General features: G+C 45.4%; 17 protein-coding genes and 1 other RNA gene. 1 reads left to right on the forward strand and 17 read right to left on the reverse strand.

All coding sequences use genetic code 11. The features are described from left to right. Positions 1-64: 64 nt before the first annotated feature. Both G9U52_RS13845 and G9U52_RS13850 read right to left on the reverse strand, forming a co-directional pair. Positions 65-283 (reverse strand): DUF1540 domain-containing protein, encoded by a 219-nt coding sequence (locus G9U52_RS13845; RefSeq protein WP_166150379.1) that lies wholly within the window; start codon positions 281-283, stop codon positions 65-67. Between the two features lie 145 nt (positions 284-428). Continuing rightward, on the reverse strand, positions 429-929 hold the full coding sequence (locus tag G9U52_RS13850; protein ID WP_166150381.1) for a YpuI family protein: 501 nt from the start codon (positions 927-929) through the stop codon (positions 429-431). Positions 930-1,122: 193 nt separating this feature from the next. On the opposite strand from G9U52_RS13850, the gene G9U52_RS13855 reads away from it, so the two are divergent. Then, the gene (locus G9U52_RS13855) at positions 1,123-3,045 is read left to right on the forward strand and encodes a S8 family peptidase (RefSeq protein ID WP_166150383.1); all 1,923 of its coding nucleotides are present in this window, start codon (positions 1,123-1,125) and stop codon (positions 3,043-3,045) included. 142 nt (positions 3,046-3,187) lie between these two features. Here G9U52_RS13855 and rnpB read toward each other — a convergent pair. From rnpB to G9U52_RS13930, 15 genes are all read right to left on the reverse strand, one after another. Continuing rightward, positions 3,188-3,596: RNase P RNA component class A (rnpB, locus tag G9U52_RS13860), an RNA gene on the reverse strand. A 124-nt stretch (positions 3,597-3,720) separates the two neighbouring features. Continuing rightward, positions 3,721-4,836 (reverse strand): Nif3-like dinuclear metal center hexameric protein, encoded by a 1,116-nt coding sequence (locus tag G9U52_RS13865; RefSeq protein ID WP_166150385.1) that lies wholly within the window; start codon positions 4,834-4,836, stop codon positions 3,721-3,723. Beyond that, a complete protein-coding gene (locus G9U52_RS13870) occupies positions 4,812-5,597 on the reverse strand; it encodes a tRNA (adenine(22)-N(1))-methyltransferase (RefSeq protein WP_311764862.1) in 786 nt (261 codons plus the stop codon). The genes G9U52_RS13865 and G9U52_RS13870 overlap by 25 nt, the downstream gene beginning before the upstream one ends. Then, entirely contained in the window at positions 5,576-6,412 is an 837-nt protein-coding gene (locus G9U52_RS13875) for a hypothetical protein (protein WP_166150389.1), read from the reverse strand. Before G9U52_RS13875 ends, G9U52_RS13870 begins: the two co-directional genes overlap by 22 nt. Before the next feature lie 144 nt (positions 6,413-6,556). Continuing rightward, positions 6,557-7,693 (reverse strand): RNA polymerase sigma factor RpoD, encoded by a 1,137-nt coding sequence (gene rpoD, locus G9U52_RS13880; protein ID WP_166150391.1) that lies wholly within the window; start codon positions 7,691-7,693, stop codon positions 6,557-6,559. 51 nt (positions 7,694-7,744) lie between these two features. Then, positions 7,745-9,577 carry a DNA primase gene (dnaG, locus tag G9U52_RS13885; protein WP_166150393.1) on the reverse strand — a complete coding sequence of 611 codons (1,833 nt, stop codon included), beginning with the start codon at positions 9,575-9,577 and terminating at the stop codon, positions 7,745-7,747. A gap of 40 nt (positions 9,578-9,617) precedes the next feature. Continuing rightward, positions 9,618-10,085 (reverse strand): YaiI/YqxD family protein, encoded by a 468-nt coding sequence (locus G9U52_RS13890; RefSeq protein ID WP_207952948.1) that lies wholly within the window; start codon positions 10,083-10,085, stop codon positions 9,618-9,620. 91 nt (positions 10,086-10,176) lie between these two features. After that, positions 10,177-10,989, reverse strand: coding sequence for a pyruvate, water dikinase regulatory protein (locus G9U52_RS13895; RefSeq protein WP_166150395.1), 813 nt, complete (start codon positions 10,987-10,989; stop codon positions 10,177-10,179). Positions 10,990-11,102: 113 nt separating this feature from the next. Then, positions 11,103-11,849 carry a DNA repair protein RecO gene (gene recO, locus G9U52_RS13900; protein ID WP_166150397.1) on the reverse strand — a complete coding sequence of 249 codons (747 nt, stop codon included), beginning with the start codon at positions 11,847-11,849 and terminating at the stop codon, positions 11,103-11,105. Positions 11,850-11,879: 30 nt separating this feature from the next. Further along, positions 11,880-12,020, reverse strand: coding sequence for a YqzL family protein (locus G9U52_RS13905; RefSeq protein ID WP_166150399.1), 141 nt, complete (start codon positions 12,018-12,020; stop codon positions 11,880-11,882). 136 nt (positions 12,021-12,156) lie between these two features. Beyond that, a complete protein-coding gene (gene era, locus G9U52_RS13910; RefSeq protein WP_166150401.1) occupies positions 12,157-13,068 on the reverse strand; it encodes a GTPase Era in 912 nt (303 codons plus the stop codon). Between the two features lie 2 nt (positions 13,069-13,070). Beyond that, positions 13,071-13,484 carry a cytidine deaminase gene (locus tag G9U52_RS13915; RefSeq protein WP_166150403.1) on the reverse strand — a complete coding sequence of 138 codons (414 nt, stop codon included), beginning with the start codon at positions 13,482-13,484 and terminating at the stop codon, positions 13,071-13,073. A 14-nt stretch (positions 13,485-13,498) separates the two neighbouring features. Next, positions 13,499-14,188: a diacylglycerol kinase gene (locus G9U52_RS13920; RefSeq protein WP_243767321.1), complete on the reverse strand. Its 690-nt coding sequence runs from the start codon at positions 14,186-14,188 to the stop codon at positions 13,499-13,501. 5 nt (positions 14,189-14,193) lie between these two features. Next, positions 14,194-14,823 carry an rRNA maturation RNase YbeY gene (ybeY, locus tag G9U52_RS13925; protein ID WP_166150407.1) on the reverse strand — a complete coding sequence of 210 codons (630 nt, stop codon included), beginning with the start codon at positions 14,821-14,823 and terminating at the stop codon, positions 14,194-14,196. Positions 14,824-14,841: 18 nt separating this feature from the next. After that, the gene (locus tag G9U52_RS13930) at positions 14,842-17,085 is read right to left on the reverse strand and encodes an HD family phosphohydrolase (protein WP_166150409.1); all 2,244 of its coding nucleotides are present in this window, start codon (positions 17,083-17,085) and stop codon (positions 14,842-14,844) included. Between the last annotated feature and the right edge of the window lie 89 nt (positions 17,086-17,174).

Below are 17,174 nucleotides of genomic sequence, written 5' to 3' on the forward strand. Positions count from 1 at the left end.
TTGCTCAAATATTGCTGAAATACATGTTAAATGAATGAATGTTAAACCATTAAAATTGCGGGAACTATTTCTTCTTAGGCTGAAAGGTGTGGCAGCAAGTTCCTTTTACATCCATTGCATGATCCATATGGTCCACAGAAATGGAACCAGGCTCTGCGGCAAATTCATCCGAATAATCGGCATGGGCATGTTGGTCAATATCGATCATAATCGATGCTGCCCGGCATTTGTTGTCCTTCGCCCAATATTCACAATTCGCTACACTACAGCTTACTTCTGGCATGTTCATCACCCCCATATTAATGTCCCCGGGCAATGTTGTGCCTATACTAACGAGCCAGCTGGAAATTTAGGATCAAAAGCCTCCTTTTCCAAATAAAAAAAGATGCCATAATAGCATCTCTTGTGTTTTTGCAATGGCAGAATGATTAAACGCGCTCACCCTGCATACGCTTTTGTGTAATATAATCGGTTTCATAATAAGTTAAATCTTCACGCAAGGTTTCAAAAATTTTCGAAAGCTCAATCGTCAGGTCACGCACCTCGCGGTTGGGCTTTTTACGGAAACGTATTGCATCTTGTCCCGTATAGGCATAACGACCATCCTCGGAATAAGCTTCATTTTTAGGATAAAAGAAATTATTTACACAAGTATGGTATACCTCATAAAGAACTTTTTCTGCATATTCCGAATTAAAAGTAGGGCGGCGCAGACTGACACCCAGCTTCTCATAAGAAACCTCACAGAATACAAGCAAATGTCTTGTATCTGATAAATATCCTTTGTAAAACTCATCCATATCGGGATTCGACTCAACATTGAGCCCTTGAATGGAATGCTCATTTAAAAACTTTTCCATTTTCCCAGTTGCTTCACTTAGCTTGTATTTCGTAGATTCACATAAATTTTTCACATTAAGCACAGTCACGGCTAGTGAGACCTCCTCTATTCACAACATCATTTTGTAGTAGTCCGACCTATCTTTATCCTACCATAAATTGAAACGAAAAGTAATACGGAAAGTGCCTGAGCTCAAAAATTGGAAAGGGCACGATTCCCGGTAGTAAAAAATAGATGCAGGGAGACGATAAAGATAAACGAAATAATGGAGGTGTCGTCTTTTGTGGAAATACGGTTTATCTTTTGCTATCGTACTGGCTCTAGGCATATTTTTATTCCCCCGCAATGAAAAAGAGCCCCACTTCGAGAGCTATTCACCGGTAGCCGAGATGCAGGCCAAGCAAGCCCTGCTGAAGCAGGACTTGCAGATAACCGCGGAGCTATGCCGCAGCCAATGCTCTTTTCAGCTGGAGGCAATGGCCCAAGCTCCGGATCTGGAGCCAGCGGATGCCAAGCTCCAGGCTATGAAACAATTGCAAGCCGAGCATCCGCACATGGAGCAATTGCTGTGGACAAGCCGCTCGCAGCCGATTGGCGAGGCATTAAGCTCAGGCAGCCTTTCTGAGCACGTGCGTACTCTTGCCGACCCTTATATCGCGCAAGCTCAAAAACAGATCGAGCAAGGTGGCGGCGCTTATCAATCTCCCTCCTTTGAGAGTGAAGGTAGCACCTTTTTCGCGGTTGGCGTTCCTGGCAAAGATTCATCTGCACTCTTGGGCGTAGTCCGGCAAAACATTTTGCCGCAGGTTGAAAGCCACCAGCTTAATAATTTGCGCATAGTCAATTATCCGGCCAACAACCATTACAAAATTGAATCCGTGGATGCCCAAACCTTGCAAGATATCGATGTTAAGCATCCCGAGCATAACCAAGGCACCAGCCATTATCACATCAACCAAGTAGTTGTCCGCTTCAATAAACTGCCAAGTGAGGCAGACCTGCAGCGGATGCAAGCCGATATTGGAGCCGCGAAGCCTTATCGTAAGCTGGGCTACACGTATATATTCGAATCCAGCCATATGGAAGCCAAACAGCTTATGAATTATTTTCATAATTGGGATATCCAATATGTCGAGCCGCATTTTTTATATTTAACTAATACTGCTGTTCCTACTGCCTCTGAAACGGGAAGAACAGCCAACGATGTGATTGCAGCACCTGTAGCACCTAACGACTCGTTATACCAGCGTTACCAATGGAACCTGCCGCTCGTCGATACAGAGCTAGGTTGGACCATTACTAAAGGCTCCAAGGATGTTATTGTTGCCGTCGTTGACACGGGTGTTGACCTCGACCATCCGGATTTGGTCAATCAGCTTGTGGGCGGCTATAATGTCGTCGACGTCGAATTGCCGCCTATGGACGATGTTGGCCACGGCACCCATGTTGCAGGCGTGATTGGCGCTATTATTAACAATCGAATCGGGGTAGCGGGCATGAGCTGGTATAACCCGATAATGCCGATTAAGGTGCTCGACCATACCGGTGCAGGCAGCACATATGCCGTGGCCCAAGGCATTATATGGGCAACCGATCACGGCGCCAAGGTGATCAATTTGAGCCTCGGCAATTATGCCGATGCGAATTTTTTGCATGATGCGATCCAATACGCTTATGACCATGATGTGGTGCTCATTGCCGCCAGCGGCAATGATAATACCGAACAAGCGGGTTATCCCGCTGCTTACCCGGAAGTATTTGCCGTTGCTGCGGCAGACGCTCAGCGCAAGAAGGCGACGTTCTCCAATTACGGTGACTACATCGATGTAGCCGCGCCAGGGGTTAGCATCGCCAGCACCTACCCCCATAATCAATATGCTTCCCTGTCTGGCACTTCCATGGCCAGCCCGCATGTTACGGCATTGGCAGCACTCATCCGCTCGGCTAATCCCAAGCTAAGCAACCATGAAGTCATGCAAATAATGCGGGATACTGCAACCGATGCAGGTCCGGTTGGCAAGGACAAATATTTTGGCTATGGCATCATTGATGTGGCCGCTGCCTTGAGAAGCGCAGCAGGTATTAAAAATAAAGAAGCTGCTAGTGCAGAATCTGGAGGATCCACAACGATCGGTACGGATAATGGTAATAATGTCTGGGGAACGTGGCTCCAAAGATTACTCGGTCAATTGCAAACCGAATAACCGGTTATGAATAAATGCTTGGATTTATCCATGAGAATGCGGCCATGCACAGCCATGAGGACGCACTGACAGGCATCTGCAGCCAGCGACTTCCCAATTTATGCACAAAAACCGCCCCGAGGGGCGGTTTTTTCATTGGTAACAGGAAAGCTTGCACTTAAGCCGGGTTCTGTACTTCCAGTGGTTGTATCGGGTACCACCCTCCCACCATTGAAGCAACAATCATCTATCTAGGCCAAGCATTGCTACTTGGCTCAAGCGACCAACCCGAACGCATCCCGGGCAAGGATTGTCCCTTGGGGGGACCTGCGTTCCATTAGGTCTTGCACCAGATGGGGTTTACCAGGAAATAAGTCACCATATCTCCTCGTGGTCTCTTACACCACGGTTCCACCCTTACCTGTGCGCGGAATACATTCCACGCCATCGGCGGTCCATTTCTGTGGCACTAGCCTTCAGCTCGCGCTGACTGGACGTTATCCAGCATCCTGCCCTACGGAGCCCGGACTTTCCTCTCGTGATTGCTCACCAGCGATTGTCTGTCAAGCTTTCCTGATGTGCAAATGATAGTATACAGCGAATTCCGCAAAAATACAACTGTACAGCCAACAAAAATTCAAAAAAAGTTTATGAATATGGATTATTATGTAAGAATCACCTAGTAAAGCAAGCCAATTAGACAAACTGGAAGGGCTCGGTATTCACTTCGGATTCAAAAACGCCGGTTGCCGACTTTTTCTCCTGAAGCTTGCCACGTAAATATTCAGCAACGCCATGCTTTAATATCTTCTCTACATTATGCCCCGGATCGATTAGGCATAAGCCTGCCGCTTCTGCGTCTTGGGCGGTATGATAATCGATATCCCCCGTTATAAGCACATCGGCTCCAGCAAACAAAGCATGCTTTACATATCTGCCGCCTGAGCCACCAAGTACAGCAATCTTCTGTACCAGCCTTTGCTTGTCTCCTACAAGACGAACAGCAGGCACGTTATAAGCAGCCTTAACAAGCTCGCATAATGCATCTAAAGCCATAGGCTCGGGCAGCTTGCCCACCCTTCCCAAGCCCAATGAACGCCCTGGAAGATCTAGTGTGTATACATCATACGCCACTTCTTCATAAGGATGGACTTTGAGCATCGCTTGGATCGCCTTTTTTTCCAGGCTTTGCGGAACAATCGTTTCCAGCCGCACTTCATTGACATGCTCAAGCTTCCCTTGCGTGCCGATAAAGGGCGCGCTTCCCGCTTCCGGGAGGAAGGAACCAACTCCAGCTGTATGGAAGCTGCAATGGCTATAGGCACCGATCGATCCAGCACCTGCCTTGAACAATGCCTGCCTGACGGGCTCTAGGTGCTCCTCGGGTACAAATACAACAATCTTTTTAAGCTTATCCGTATGTAATCGCTCCAAGGGTGCCAGCCCTCTCAAGCCAATGGCGTCTGCCATCATATCGTTAACCCCACCCACAGCCACATCGAGATTGGTATGGGCAATATAGACCGCAATATCATGTTTAATCAGCTTTTCATAAAGCCGCCCAGCGACGGTATCGGTTTGTAAATGCGATAAAGGCCTGAATATAATCGCATGGTGGGCAATAATTAAATTAGCTCCGATACGGATGGCTTCATCTGCCACTTCATCATTTACATCTAGTGCGATAAGCACATTTTTAATTTCTTTAGAGAGCGTGCCCAATTGCAAGCCGATCTTATCATCGGGGACTGCATAATGCTTAGGTGCCAGCTCCTCCATCAATTGGATTACATGGGGTCCTTTTGCAAGCAAGCTATAACCTCCTTGATTTGCTTAAGCTCTTGTTGCAATTCCTGCTCTTTAATCCGTGACTCAGGCTTTGCCGAACGCGAAAGTCTATGTAAAATCATGTTTAGTTTATCCAGCTCCCAATGCCACTTGTGAAACCAGGCCGGAACCGGCTTATCCAGTAAAAAAGGTCCCATCGTTAATAGCAGTTCGCGATCCACCTCCACGCCATCAGTGAGCGTTCGTGGTTCATATAGCTCGGCATTGGAGCTTTTCGCCAGATTCGATGGTATAGCTGTTAGTATTTCATAAATTTTGCCGTCTTCTTCAAGAATCTGCTCATTAATAAGGATCCAATCTTTCTTTAATAACCAAGATCGCACATTATATTCACCAACATTGGGCTGCAAAATAAGCAAGCTTACGCCTGACAGCTTCTCCTGGCCTGCCTCCAAAATGTCGGCAATTAAGGTTCCTCCCATCCCCGCTATCGTCACCACATCGACCTCGCCTGCCGTTATCACTTCCAGTCCATTCCCAAGCCGGACATCAATCACCGCACTAAGCCCAGCAGCACTTACCTGCTTAGATGCAGCTTGGAAGGGACCCTCATTGACTTCTCCGGCTACCGCCTTAGAAATCCGTTGTTGCTCAGCCAAAAATACGGGCAGCAATGCATGATCTGAACCTATGTCAGCCAATCGGCTTCCTTTCGGTACTCCATTAGCTATCATTTCCAAACGTTTTGATAATCGCAGCATTTTTAGGCAACCCACTCTGTCCATTTTTTTCGAAATCCAAATAACAAGCTTGCTTCGATAAACATCTTGCTTATCAGTACAATTTGCACGGTGTTTTCACCGTAAATCTCATCATAAAGCATAGCATATAATTCCGGCATAAACCAAACGATACAGCCCAGCATAAGAAATACAGTGCCCATTTGCTTGCTCTTCTCCTGGATCATCCAGCCCATCCAACCAAATACAAAACTTAGCGGCACCCAACTGAGCTCAAGGGTAACCCAGCTTGCCAAATCCAATTCATGGTGCAGCAGCCAGCCATAGCAAAATACCAGCACAACCCAACCGCATAATTGGAATAACATAAAGCGGGATAGCAGACCTGTCAGCAACCAGACCAAACTGCATATCGCCACATAACCAACAACCAAGACCGGTGCTTGATAGCCATGAAGCTTAAGTAAAAACACACCTATAAATAGCAGAAACAACGAGGCTAAACCAAATAAAATTTGCGCACGCAGCGGCTCCTTGGATCGTTGCAGGCTTCCTACGGTGTAACAACAAAAAAGCAGGAACATCGAAAGGCCCATTTGCATTGGTAATTCAAAAGCGGTAAAATTGAGAGCAGAGTAAGAGAGCAAAGCCATAATAATAAAAATCATTATCCATACTTTCCAGTTACTGTTCTTAATTGTTGCAGGAGAAACTCCTAAAAATCCTGAGCTGGCACGCGGCTTCTCTGTTGCATCCTCCAAATAAAGATTTAATAAAAAGTCACAATAATGCTCAGGCAGCAGCTTGCTTTTTCGCCAGCGCTCGATTTCCATAATCAGCACTCTTCTTTTTTCATCCATCTCAGCCGATCACCTCTTCAACTACTTAAGAACAACCAAATTCATTTAATCTTAGTATTTATCGGTAAGCCGGAAACAAAAAATTAGACCTGACTGCAATTGCAGCAAGGTCTAAAAGGAAAGTTGTATACCTGTTATATACAATTATTCTAAGAAATCCTTCAGACGTTTACTGCGGCTAGGATGTCTTAGCTTGCGTAAAGCCTTGGCTTCGATCTGGCGAATTCGTTCACGTGTAACACCAAATACTTTGCCTACTTCTTCAAGTGTTCTAGTACGTCCATCATCCAAACCGAAGCGCAGGCGCAGCACGTTCTCTTCGCGCTCTGTCAACGTATCCAATACGTCCTCCAGTTGCTCCTTCAGCAGCTCATAAGCTGCAGCGTCGGCAGGAGCAAGGGCTTCCTGATCCTCGATAAAGTCTCCCAGATGAGAGTCATCTTCTTCCCCAATAGGCGTTTCAAGTGAAACGGGCTCCTGGGCGATTTTCATAATTTCACGAACCTTATCCGTGCTTAAATCCATTTCTTTGGCGATTTCTTCCGGCGTTGGTTCACGTCCCAGCTCTTGCAGCAATTGGCGGGATACCCGAATCAGCTTATTGATGGTTTCCACCATATGTACCGGAATCCGAATGGTTCTTGCTTGGTCGGCAATAGCCCGAGTTATTGCTTGACGAATCCACCATGTGGCATACGTACTGAACTTAAAGCCTTTGTCGTGGTCAAACTTCTCAACAGCTTTAATCAAGCCCATATTGCCTTCTTGGATTAAATCCAAGAACAACATGCCGCGCCCAACATAACGTTTGGCTATACTAACTACCAAGCGCAGATTGGCTTCGGCTAAACGCCGTTTGGCTTCTTCATCGCCCAGCTCGATTCTTTTGGCCAAGCCAACCTCATCTTCCGCCGAAAGTAAAGGAACTCTGCCAATCTCTTTCAGATACATACGAACTGGATCATTGATTTTAATGCCTGGAGGCAACGAAATATCGTCCTCAAAATTAAAATCGTCATGCTCTCTGTCACGATCCCGGTCACGGTCAATTGGACTGATCTCACTGTCATCGTCAGATTCATTGCCTACATCAATACCCATCTCCGAAAGCTGCTCAAAAAATTCGTCGATCTGCTCTGGATCTTGATCAAAAGGAGCTAGCTTCTCCACGATATCTTTATAAGTTAAAGAGGAGCGTTTTTTCCCCAATTCAATTAGCTGATCCTTTACCTGATCCAACGTCAACTCTGTCTCTATCTCCGTATGTTGATCGTTCGCCATATGCCAACTCCCTCCTCCCTAAAGCCGCCATCAATCCAAATATAAACTTATTTAGAATGATTTTAATTGCTTAATTAGGGATGTTCTCTCATTACCAATTAAACCAGCCTTAGCCATATCTCCAGAAAAAGCTGCTGCTATCATTTCTTCTTGTTTCTGTTCAATCAATTTTTCGATCTTATATATTTTTATTTTACTTATAAAATCGTCGATAACCCGACCATTAACCCCGTGAGAGTTGCCCATCATAGCAATCGAGCTTGCCAAGCCCTCCAATTCTTCCTCCTGAAGCATCGCAATAAAGCTGCTAAAGTTCGGCTCATTGCCCTCCGCAAAGTAAGCGTACAAATAAGCAGCTAAAGCACCATGAGCATCTACATTGAATTGATCTCCCAAGTTCCGTTCTACATATTGCGTAATATCGGCATCAAACAGCATTATTGCCAATAATTGGCGTTCCGCATTATAATAGGCGGGAAGCAATGAGGGGGTTTGTTCCCGGGGTCTTCGTTCATTCCTAACATTATTCCACGGTTTAGCATTATTATCCCCAGAATGATTGCTTTTTTCCGCTTGGAGCCTGATTTCATTCAGGTCTTGCAAAGTAGTATCAAACGAATAATGAAATTCCGAAGATAGCTCCTTTACATAGTGCTCTCTTTCAATGGGGGATGGGACATCCGCAAGAATCTTGAGAGCCTGCTTCATATATCGAAGCTTTTCCCCATCTTCCTGCATTTTAAAATTTTTGCGAAAATAATGAAGTTTATATTTGATCGTTGGTACGGCACCGTCAATGATTTCCCGTACAAATCGTTCAGAACCGTTATTGGTAATATAATCATCCGGATCCTGACCATTCGGAATCATGGCAATTTTGACTAGAAACCCTGCTTGCTCCAAAATTGGAATGCTCTTATATGCAGCATTTTGTCCGGCAGAATCACCATCGTAAGAAACAATCACTTGATCAGCCTGCTTGCGGATAATTTCCGTATGCTCTTCAGTCAAGGATGTCCCCATCGTTGCAACACCGTTCGTTACGCCAGCCTCCCAAGCTTTAATCACATCCATATAACCTTCAAATAACACAATTTGCTGCTTTTTACGAATTTGCGGTCGCGCTAAATGAATGTTGTACAAGCTTTTGCTTTTGTAGAAGAGCATCGTTTCAGGGCTATTCAAGTATTTGGGTTGTGCATCTCCCATAGCTCTGCCACCGAACGCAATTAACCTCCCCTTCCAATCACAAATAGGAAACATAATTCGATCACGGAATTTGTCGAAATACCCTTGTCCTTCCTGTCTTGCGGACAAAAGCCCCCCCTTTTCCATAAGCGGTAAAGCATATTGCCGTTTCTCGAGCAGTTGAGCCAGCGTATCCCAATTAGAGGGCGCATAGCCAATGCCGAAGGTGTCAATTAATTTATCACTTAATCCCCTTGCGCGCAGATACTCCATGGCTTGCTTGCCTTGCTCCGTATTTTTGAGAATATGCTGGTACAGCTTGCCTGTAAACTCGTAGGCTTCATACAGCTTTGCCTTATCGGGATCCTGCTGAACTCGGTTATCGGGACCTAAGTCTACACCAAGATCCAAATTCGCATCTGTAGCCATCTGATTAATCGCTTCGATAAAAGAATAGCCTTCTATCTCCATTAAAAATCGAATTGCACCGCCCCCAGCACCACATCCATAACAATGATAAATTTGTTTTTCAGGTGTAACGGTGAATGAGGGTGTTTTCTCTGAGTGGAAAGGACAAAGTCCCTTCATATAATGACCTTGCTTGCTCAAATGAACATAACGACCCACGACATCGACAATATCATGATGCTTGAGAACTTTCTCGATGACTTCTTCCGGAATGCGTCCGTTACTCATTCTATCCACCTTCATTCAAATTAACACGTAATAATATTCGCTAATACTCGGAAATCTCCTGCAAGCCTTGTAAAACTTTTGTCAAAGTTTGTAGAAAATAATGGCGATCCTCATCAGTAAAAGGTCTTGGGCCTTTGCTGTGCTTGCCTCCACGTCGTTGCTTGGCTTGCTCATGGCGGCGATCTAGCAAGAAATCAATCGTCCGATCCGTATATTGTTGCCCACGATTCGACAGAGCTATCGCTTTTTTGCCTAGAGCCAATGCAGCTAGGCCAAAGTCTTGAGTGACTAAGATATCTCCAGCGGCAATCCGATTCGCGATATACAAATCTGCGGATTGGTCGGAGCGATCTACTTGGACAATCTGTACACCATCCATAGGGGCAAGCCGGTGGTCGAAGGAGGCTACCATGACCACATCAACGGCAAAAGGAGCCGCAGCTTTAACGATCTCAGGCTTAACCGGACAAGCGTCAGCATCCACAATAATTTTGCGCCGTATTAGCATTATTCACCAAATCTCTTTCCTGGTGGTACTTATTAATATACGATGGGGACATAAAAAATCCTGCTTGTTTTTTAGAAAAGCATTGTCTGTGTTATCGGTTGCGGTACCATTCCATAATTAAGCCCGCAGTTTCTTCCACCGCTTTATTTGATACATCGATCACGGTACAGCCAATGCGTTTCATAATACGGTCTGCGTATTCAAGCTCCACATTGATTCGCTCTACATTGGCATATGTCGCTGTCCGCGGCAACCCCAGCATTTTCAAACGCTCTGTACGGATCATATTGAGTTTATCGGGATCAATGCGGAGCCCAATAATTTTTTTATTGGAAACCGTAAATAGTTGCTCTGGTGGCTGGATTTCAGGCACAAGCGGGACATTTGCAACCTTGAACTTTTTGTGGGCAAGGTACATCGATAAGGGAGTTTTAGAAGTCCTTGATACTCCCACCAATACAATATCGGCCTGCAGTACCCCATTATAATCCCGGCCGTCATCATATTTCACAGCAAACTCTACCGCTTCTACTTTTTTGAAGTACCCTTCATCAAGCAGATGGATCATACCGGGCTGATGCCTAGAAGGCTGCTGCATTTTTTGCTCTAAGCCACTTAAGATAGGACCGAGTAAATCAATATGCACGAGTTGGTGAAGAATCGCCTGTTGGATTAAATAATCACGAAGCTCCGGGATTACCAGTGTGAATACGATAATACCGTCCTGAGCCTTGGCCATTTGAATCAATTTATCAATACCCTCGTGATCTTCAAGAAATGACGTGATATGAACGTCTACCAGATGAGGATAAAATTGGACAGCTGCTGCATGGACTACGGCTTCGCCCGTATCCCCTGCTGAATCGGATGCTACATAAATAATCGGAATCGCTTTTTCGACCATAGGCTACAGCTTCCTTTCTTTTCAAAAAAAGAACTCCCCACAAGCCTGTGCGAGACTTATGACGAGGTATATTTTAATGTAATATATTATATTATCAAAACTAAATAAAAATGTCAAATTCCATATTTATCCATCTGGTCCAGAAAGTTACGTGATTTCAATGGGACGCCGATTTGTGCATCAAAATAAGAACGCATTAAGTTTTTCAAGCTGGTCTTGGTTTCTGGTTTTACATCAATCTGGCCAAGCCTCGTAATATCCATTCGAGCAAATAAACGAATTAATTTGAGTGTTCCTGACGAAAGAATAAGGGCTTTAAGGTCTTTAAAGCGGCAGCTTCCACACAGCATCCCACCCAGCGCCGCGCTGAAAGCCATCTCATTATCTTCCCTCCGACAGGCTACACAAACTTCCAGCTCCGGCAGATAGCCAGCATGTGTCCAAATTTTCATTTCATATATGAAAGAAATAATCTGCATATCTTTATGCTCAATAAGGCCTTTCATTGCGGCATTCAGCTGGTCGAAGAGATAAGGATTCGCCTCTTGGTCAGCCAGCATCCGGTCCGTTAATTCCGCCATATAGGAAGCATAAGCAGAAAGATGCAAATCTTCGCGGATAGCATGGTGCGAATCCACAATTTCCGCATGTTTCAAAGTGCCCAGCTGCCCGGAGCGAAAAAACAAATATTGACCCGAAGTGAATAATTGGGAAACCGAGCCATAACGACTTTTTAATTTCTTGGCACCTCTTACTATAACGGCGATTTTGCCCATTTCACGGGAAAATATCGTAATAATTTTATTACCTTCCCCATAATCCATACTGCGAATGACGATTCCTTGTACCTGATACTGCATCGCCGGTTTCCCCCATGCCCCACATTAACGCTATTGTAACGTATCCTCGGACTCGTCATTCAAGTCCTCGTCTGTTTCATCCGAAACGGAGTCCATATTGATCTCTTTATAAAGCAAATAAGCATCGACATCGCCTGTTAATGAAAAATACTGCCATGAAAAATCTCTCATACTGCATCCCCTCTCCATAAGCCAACAACGTTTAGGATGGGGAGAAGCATGAATAATTATGTGTTGCAATAACTGCCACAGTCGATTGGAAACTAAGGACCAACCCACTGTTGCCGATACCTGATAAAATTGTTTCTTAATCGTTGCGGAAGCCTAAGTCACGCAAAACCCGATCCTGGTTCCGCCAGTCCTTTTTCACTTTGACCCAAAGCTCAAGAAAAGTTTTGGAGCCCAGCAGGGCCTCTATATCGTAACGCGCTTTTTGCCCGATTTCTTTTAACAAAGCACCTTTTTTTCCGATAATAATCCCTTTTTGCGAATCCCGCTCCACATAAATTACCGCCGATATATGCACCACTCCATTGTCCTCTACCTTCATGTCTTCAATGCCGACAGCAATAGAATGGGGGATTTCTTCGCGGGTCAAATGCAAAATCTTCTCGCGGATCAGCTCTGCGCAAACAAATTGCTCCGGGTGGTCAGTCACTTGGTCAGTAGGATAATATTGCGGCCCTGGCACTAAATATTTACCAATCTGTTCCAGAAGCGTGTTTACATTATTGCCATTTTTCGCCGATACCGGAATGATTTCTGCAAAATCATACAAATCCTTGTACTTCACAATCGTTGGCAATAGCTCCTCCGGCTGTACTTGGTCAATTTTGTTCATAACCAAAATTACTGGCTTCGTTACCTTCTTGAGGTTCTCAATAATAAAGCGGTCGCCGCCGCCAATTCCTTCGACAACATCGATTAGCAGCAATACCGCATCAACCTCGCGCAAAGAGCTCTCTGCTGTTTTCATCATATAATCGCCTAGCTTTGATTGCGGCTTGTGGATACCCGGCGTATCAAGAAATACAATTTGCATATCGTCGGTTGTATAAACGCCGTGAATTTTGTTGCGTGTGGTTTGCGGTTTGTCGGACATAATAGCAATTTTTTGCCCTATGACCTGGTTCATCAAAGTAGATTTACCCACGTTCGGGCGGCCAATTATGGCGACAAAGCCGGATTTAAATGCTTTTTTAGGGGTAGATGCTGTCATTATTAGGTTGTTCCTCCATTTAGATCGTTTTGGGTAAAAGCACCAGGAAGCAGCTCGGCCACTGTCATTTCAATCATGTCGCCTTGTAAATTTGCCATATAAACGGGCATATCAGGAGCACATAGCTCCATTAGCACCTGGCGGCATACCCCGCAGGGTGAAATGGGATGGGGCGTATCGCCCACGACAGCAATCGCTACAAAGGTATTAGGCGCTTTTCCATCAGCAATCGCGCGAAACAGCGCTGTACGCTCTGCACAATTCGTCGGGCTGTAAGCGGCATTTTCCACATTGCAGCCTTGGTGCACATGCCCGTCTGCATCCAGTAAAGCACTGCCCACTTTGAAATGCGAATAAGGCACATAAGCCTTTTCCCTAGCTTCCATGGCTAGTTGGATCAATTGCTGTTTGTCCATCCGCTCATCCCTTCCTAGTTTATTACATAATAAATAGCGAAAGTTATACAGGTGCCAACCAAGCCACCCAGGATAAGCGAAGCCAAGGAGCGGCTTCGTTTATCATAAAGCACCAGCATAACCAAAAATGCCAAGAAGTAAGCCAACAACACCACATAGGTAATGCTGGAATAAAAGGCAATACAGGTAGCAATGGCAAATGCAATTGCAGATAATAAAGACAGTCGGTACCTGCTGTCCTTGCTGGAGAAGCGAGTATCCAGCACAATGGTCGCCAGTGCAACTAAACTTATTAATATCCATAAGGTAGCTGCTGAAAAAGCCATCCCGCCAGATGTCCTTACATTTCGGAACAATTGGTCAACAGGCTCATAAAATACAACCATGCCGACCACAGCGGCAAAAACCGCAGACACCAAAACGGAGGCTGCGGCCACATCCTTCGCTATTTTAGCTAGGGGATGATGATCTGGCATGGCGAGATCTACAGTTTTTTCAATCGCCGTGTTGATCAGCTCCGTAACGATCATCAAGGTTACAGCCAGTAAAATAAACAATATTTCCAGCTTGGGCAAGCGCAGATACAGAGCGAGCAGCATGACAATAAAAGCGGCAAAAAAATGAAATTTCATATTACGCTGTGTGGAAAGAGCATACTTCACTCCTTCATACGCATACCGAAAGCTTCTGCGCCACTTCAGCATTGAGCTCATCTCATTAAGCCGGCTTGCTCTAAAATTCGCTCCTGCTTAGCGAACATTTCTTTCTCGGCAGCCTCATTATCGTGGTCATATCCGATCAAATGCAGAAAGCCATGCACGAACAGAAATCCCAGCTCACGCTCTACAGAATGCCCATAATCGACACTTTGCTCAATCGCTCGCGGCACGGATATAATAATATCGCCTAATGGTTCATCAAAGGTCGCTTCCATTCCTTCTTCATCCCCGTAATCCCCCTCCTCTGCTTCTAACCCCTCGTCAAGAGCAGAATCAGATCCTGGCGATTGATCCAGACGATCCAAATCCTTAAGATCATCCTCGTTCATGAAATCGTCTGCTTCTTCCTCTTCTTCTTCATTGATGTAGAAGATTTCCATCTCGTCCTCACCAATATCCTGCATGGCAAAGGATAACACATCCGTAGGCTTATCAAGCCCACGGTATTCACGGTTCAACCGTTGAATCTCCTTATCGTCGACAAAGGTTAAGGCGACCTCACCTTCTGTTACCTGCTCCGCTTCTCCAGCAAGCTTTAGTAATAGTTCAAGCCTCTGTACGAATTCGGGTGAAATTGCTAATTGGGTTTGTTCATTGTTCCATTCAAGACGCAAAGCCATGGTTTACCTCCTTTATGCCTATTTGGTTACCACTGCCGATTGGTTCTCTGTGGATAAACTCGTAGGCGGATATTCAATTCGGGAATGAAAAATTCCAAGCAGAGTTTCATTTAAGGTTTTGGCGATTTGGTCAAGCTCCTTGGTGGTCAGGTCGCATTCATTAAACTGCCCATCATCCAGCCGCCCTTTAATAATTTTACGAACCATCGAATCAATCTGCTCCAGGTTTGGGCTGCGCAGTGAGCGGACAGCCGCCTCGACACAATCGGCAATCCCTACAATCGCCGCTTCCTTGGACTGTGCCATGGGACCTGGATACCGATAGTCAAGCTCCTCTACAGGATTCGGATCATTTGCCGCCTCCGCGATTTTCTTCGCTTTGTAGTAAAAAAATTGCAGCAATGTCGTCCCATGGTGCTGCTCGGCAATATCGCGGATTGGTTTGGGAATATGATGCTCTTTCAGCAGCTCAACGCCATCTCTCGCATGGGCAACAATGATAGATTTGCTAAGGGCAGGATCCATCTTGTCATGCGGATTCTCGATATTCGTCTGGTTTTCGATAAAATAGGCTGGACGCTTCGTTTTGCCAATGTCATGGTAATAAGCGCCCACCCTGCATAGCAGACCATCCGCACCAATCGCCTCTGCCGCTGTCTCTGCCAAATTCCCAACCATAATACTGTGGTGGTAGGTTCCCGGTGTTTCCGTTAGCAACTTGCGCAGCAAAGGATGGTTCGGGTTGGACAGCTCAACAAGCTTTAATGGCGATAGGATACCAAATGCAGCTTCGAAGAATGGCAAAAGGCCAATAACGAACACGGCGGTTAGCAAGCCGCTGCCCACAATAAAGGAAAGCGCGAACAACATATTACGCTTGCTTTCATGGTCGTCAATAAGCAGCAGCGACCCGAGAAGCAGCATTCCCATTAAGGCAACAGCCATTCCCGCTTTCAAGATTGAGGAGCGCTGGCTCGCCCGCTGGATGGAGAAAATGGCTGCAAACGAAGTAACCAACGTGACCAGACCATAACGAAAATCAAAGGACTGTAGATGGTCGGTGTTAAAGATCATGCTAGCCATCACGCTAAACAATACCGCGGAAAAAAAGGCTAAATTGGCATCTAATAGAATAGCAACAAGCATGGCTCCCATCGCCGCGGGTGCAAGAAGACCAATATACGGATAATCTAAATTCTGCACAAGCGAGAACAGCTTCATACCTAAAATATTCATAATAATGATAAGCACCAGCATGAGCAGTTGGGCATTATTGCTTTTGATCGGCAATGCGCTGCGTCTAACAAACATCACTACGCCTAAGGTGAACAGCAATACCAGAATAATGAGTCCAATCCGTGGTAAAAAGCTAGATTCATCCTGCAGCATATCAAGGCCGCTAAGCCTTTGATAGATTTCTTCCGTGATGGGATCACCTTTATTAACAAGCACATCGTTTTTATTAATGAAGACTGGCTTCACGTTGTCGCGGGCTTGCCCTTTGGCAGTTTCCGTACCTTTTTGATCCAAAAATTTGTTAGGCGTTACCGCAGCCCGGACGATCTCCTGAACCATCTCCCGGGCAATGCTTTTGGTTAAGGTGGAGCTATTCACGAGCTCGGCAACCTTGGCACGTACGGTTTGGGCATCCAATATTTGATCGTTCATCAGCTTCGTGACGATTTCTTTGGATACCGGCTCCATCAAGGTCAAATCTTCCTTAGCCAGCCTAGGCATTTTATAAAACGTTTCTTCAGGTATCCGGTATTGCTGCTCCGAAACTTTTTTGCGAATCTCTAGCAGCAAGGGCTCATTATACTGGCCGCTTGCTGTGTAGCCTTGAATTTGTTTATCTATATGGTCTTGGGCCAAATTTGGAAAAACTGATTTAAAAATATTAACCTTGTCGCCTAGTGTTACTTCGGAATCGGCATTAATTTGCTGCAGCTTTTCAAACATGGCCTCAATGAGCTGCTCATTCTTTAGCGATACAATCCGATATACAGGCTGCACATGCTGAGCTGCTTCTTCTTTAGCCTTTTCGGTAGCTATCGCATTTTCTATCGCTCGAGGCGCTAGTATATTCTTCTCCGCGGTCGTGCCTACCTGGATATCATAGGTTTGCGGGATCATCCTATTCGTTAAAGCCAAATAAAAGACTGCAGTAAGGATTACAAACAGAAGAAAGCGCACGAGGGCGCTATATTTCCATCCAGAAAACTGGGATTGAATTTTCTTTTGAAACAAAGCCTTATTGTTCATCGCGAAAGGTCAGCCCTTTCTATACGCATCTTCTTTGCCAAAGAGCTGCAAGGGTTTCGACTGACTGTTTCATCTATCAGCCTGCCGTT

The organism is Paenibacillus agricola, from assembly GCF_011440305.1.
Lineage (GTDB): Bacteria > Bacillota > Bacilli > Paenibacillales > NBRC-103111 > Paenibacillus_S > Paenibacillus_S agricola.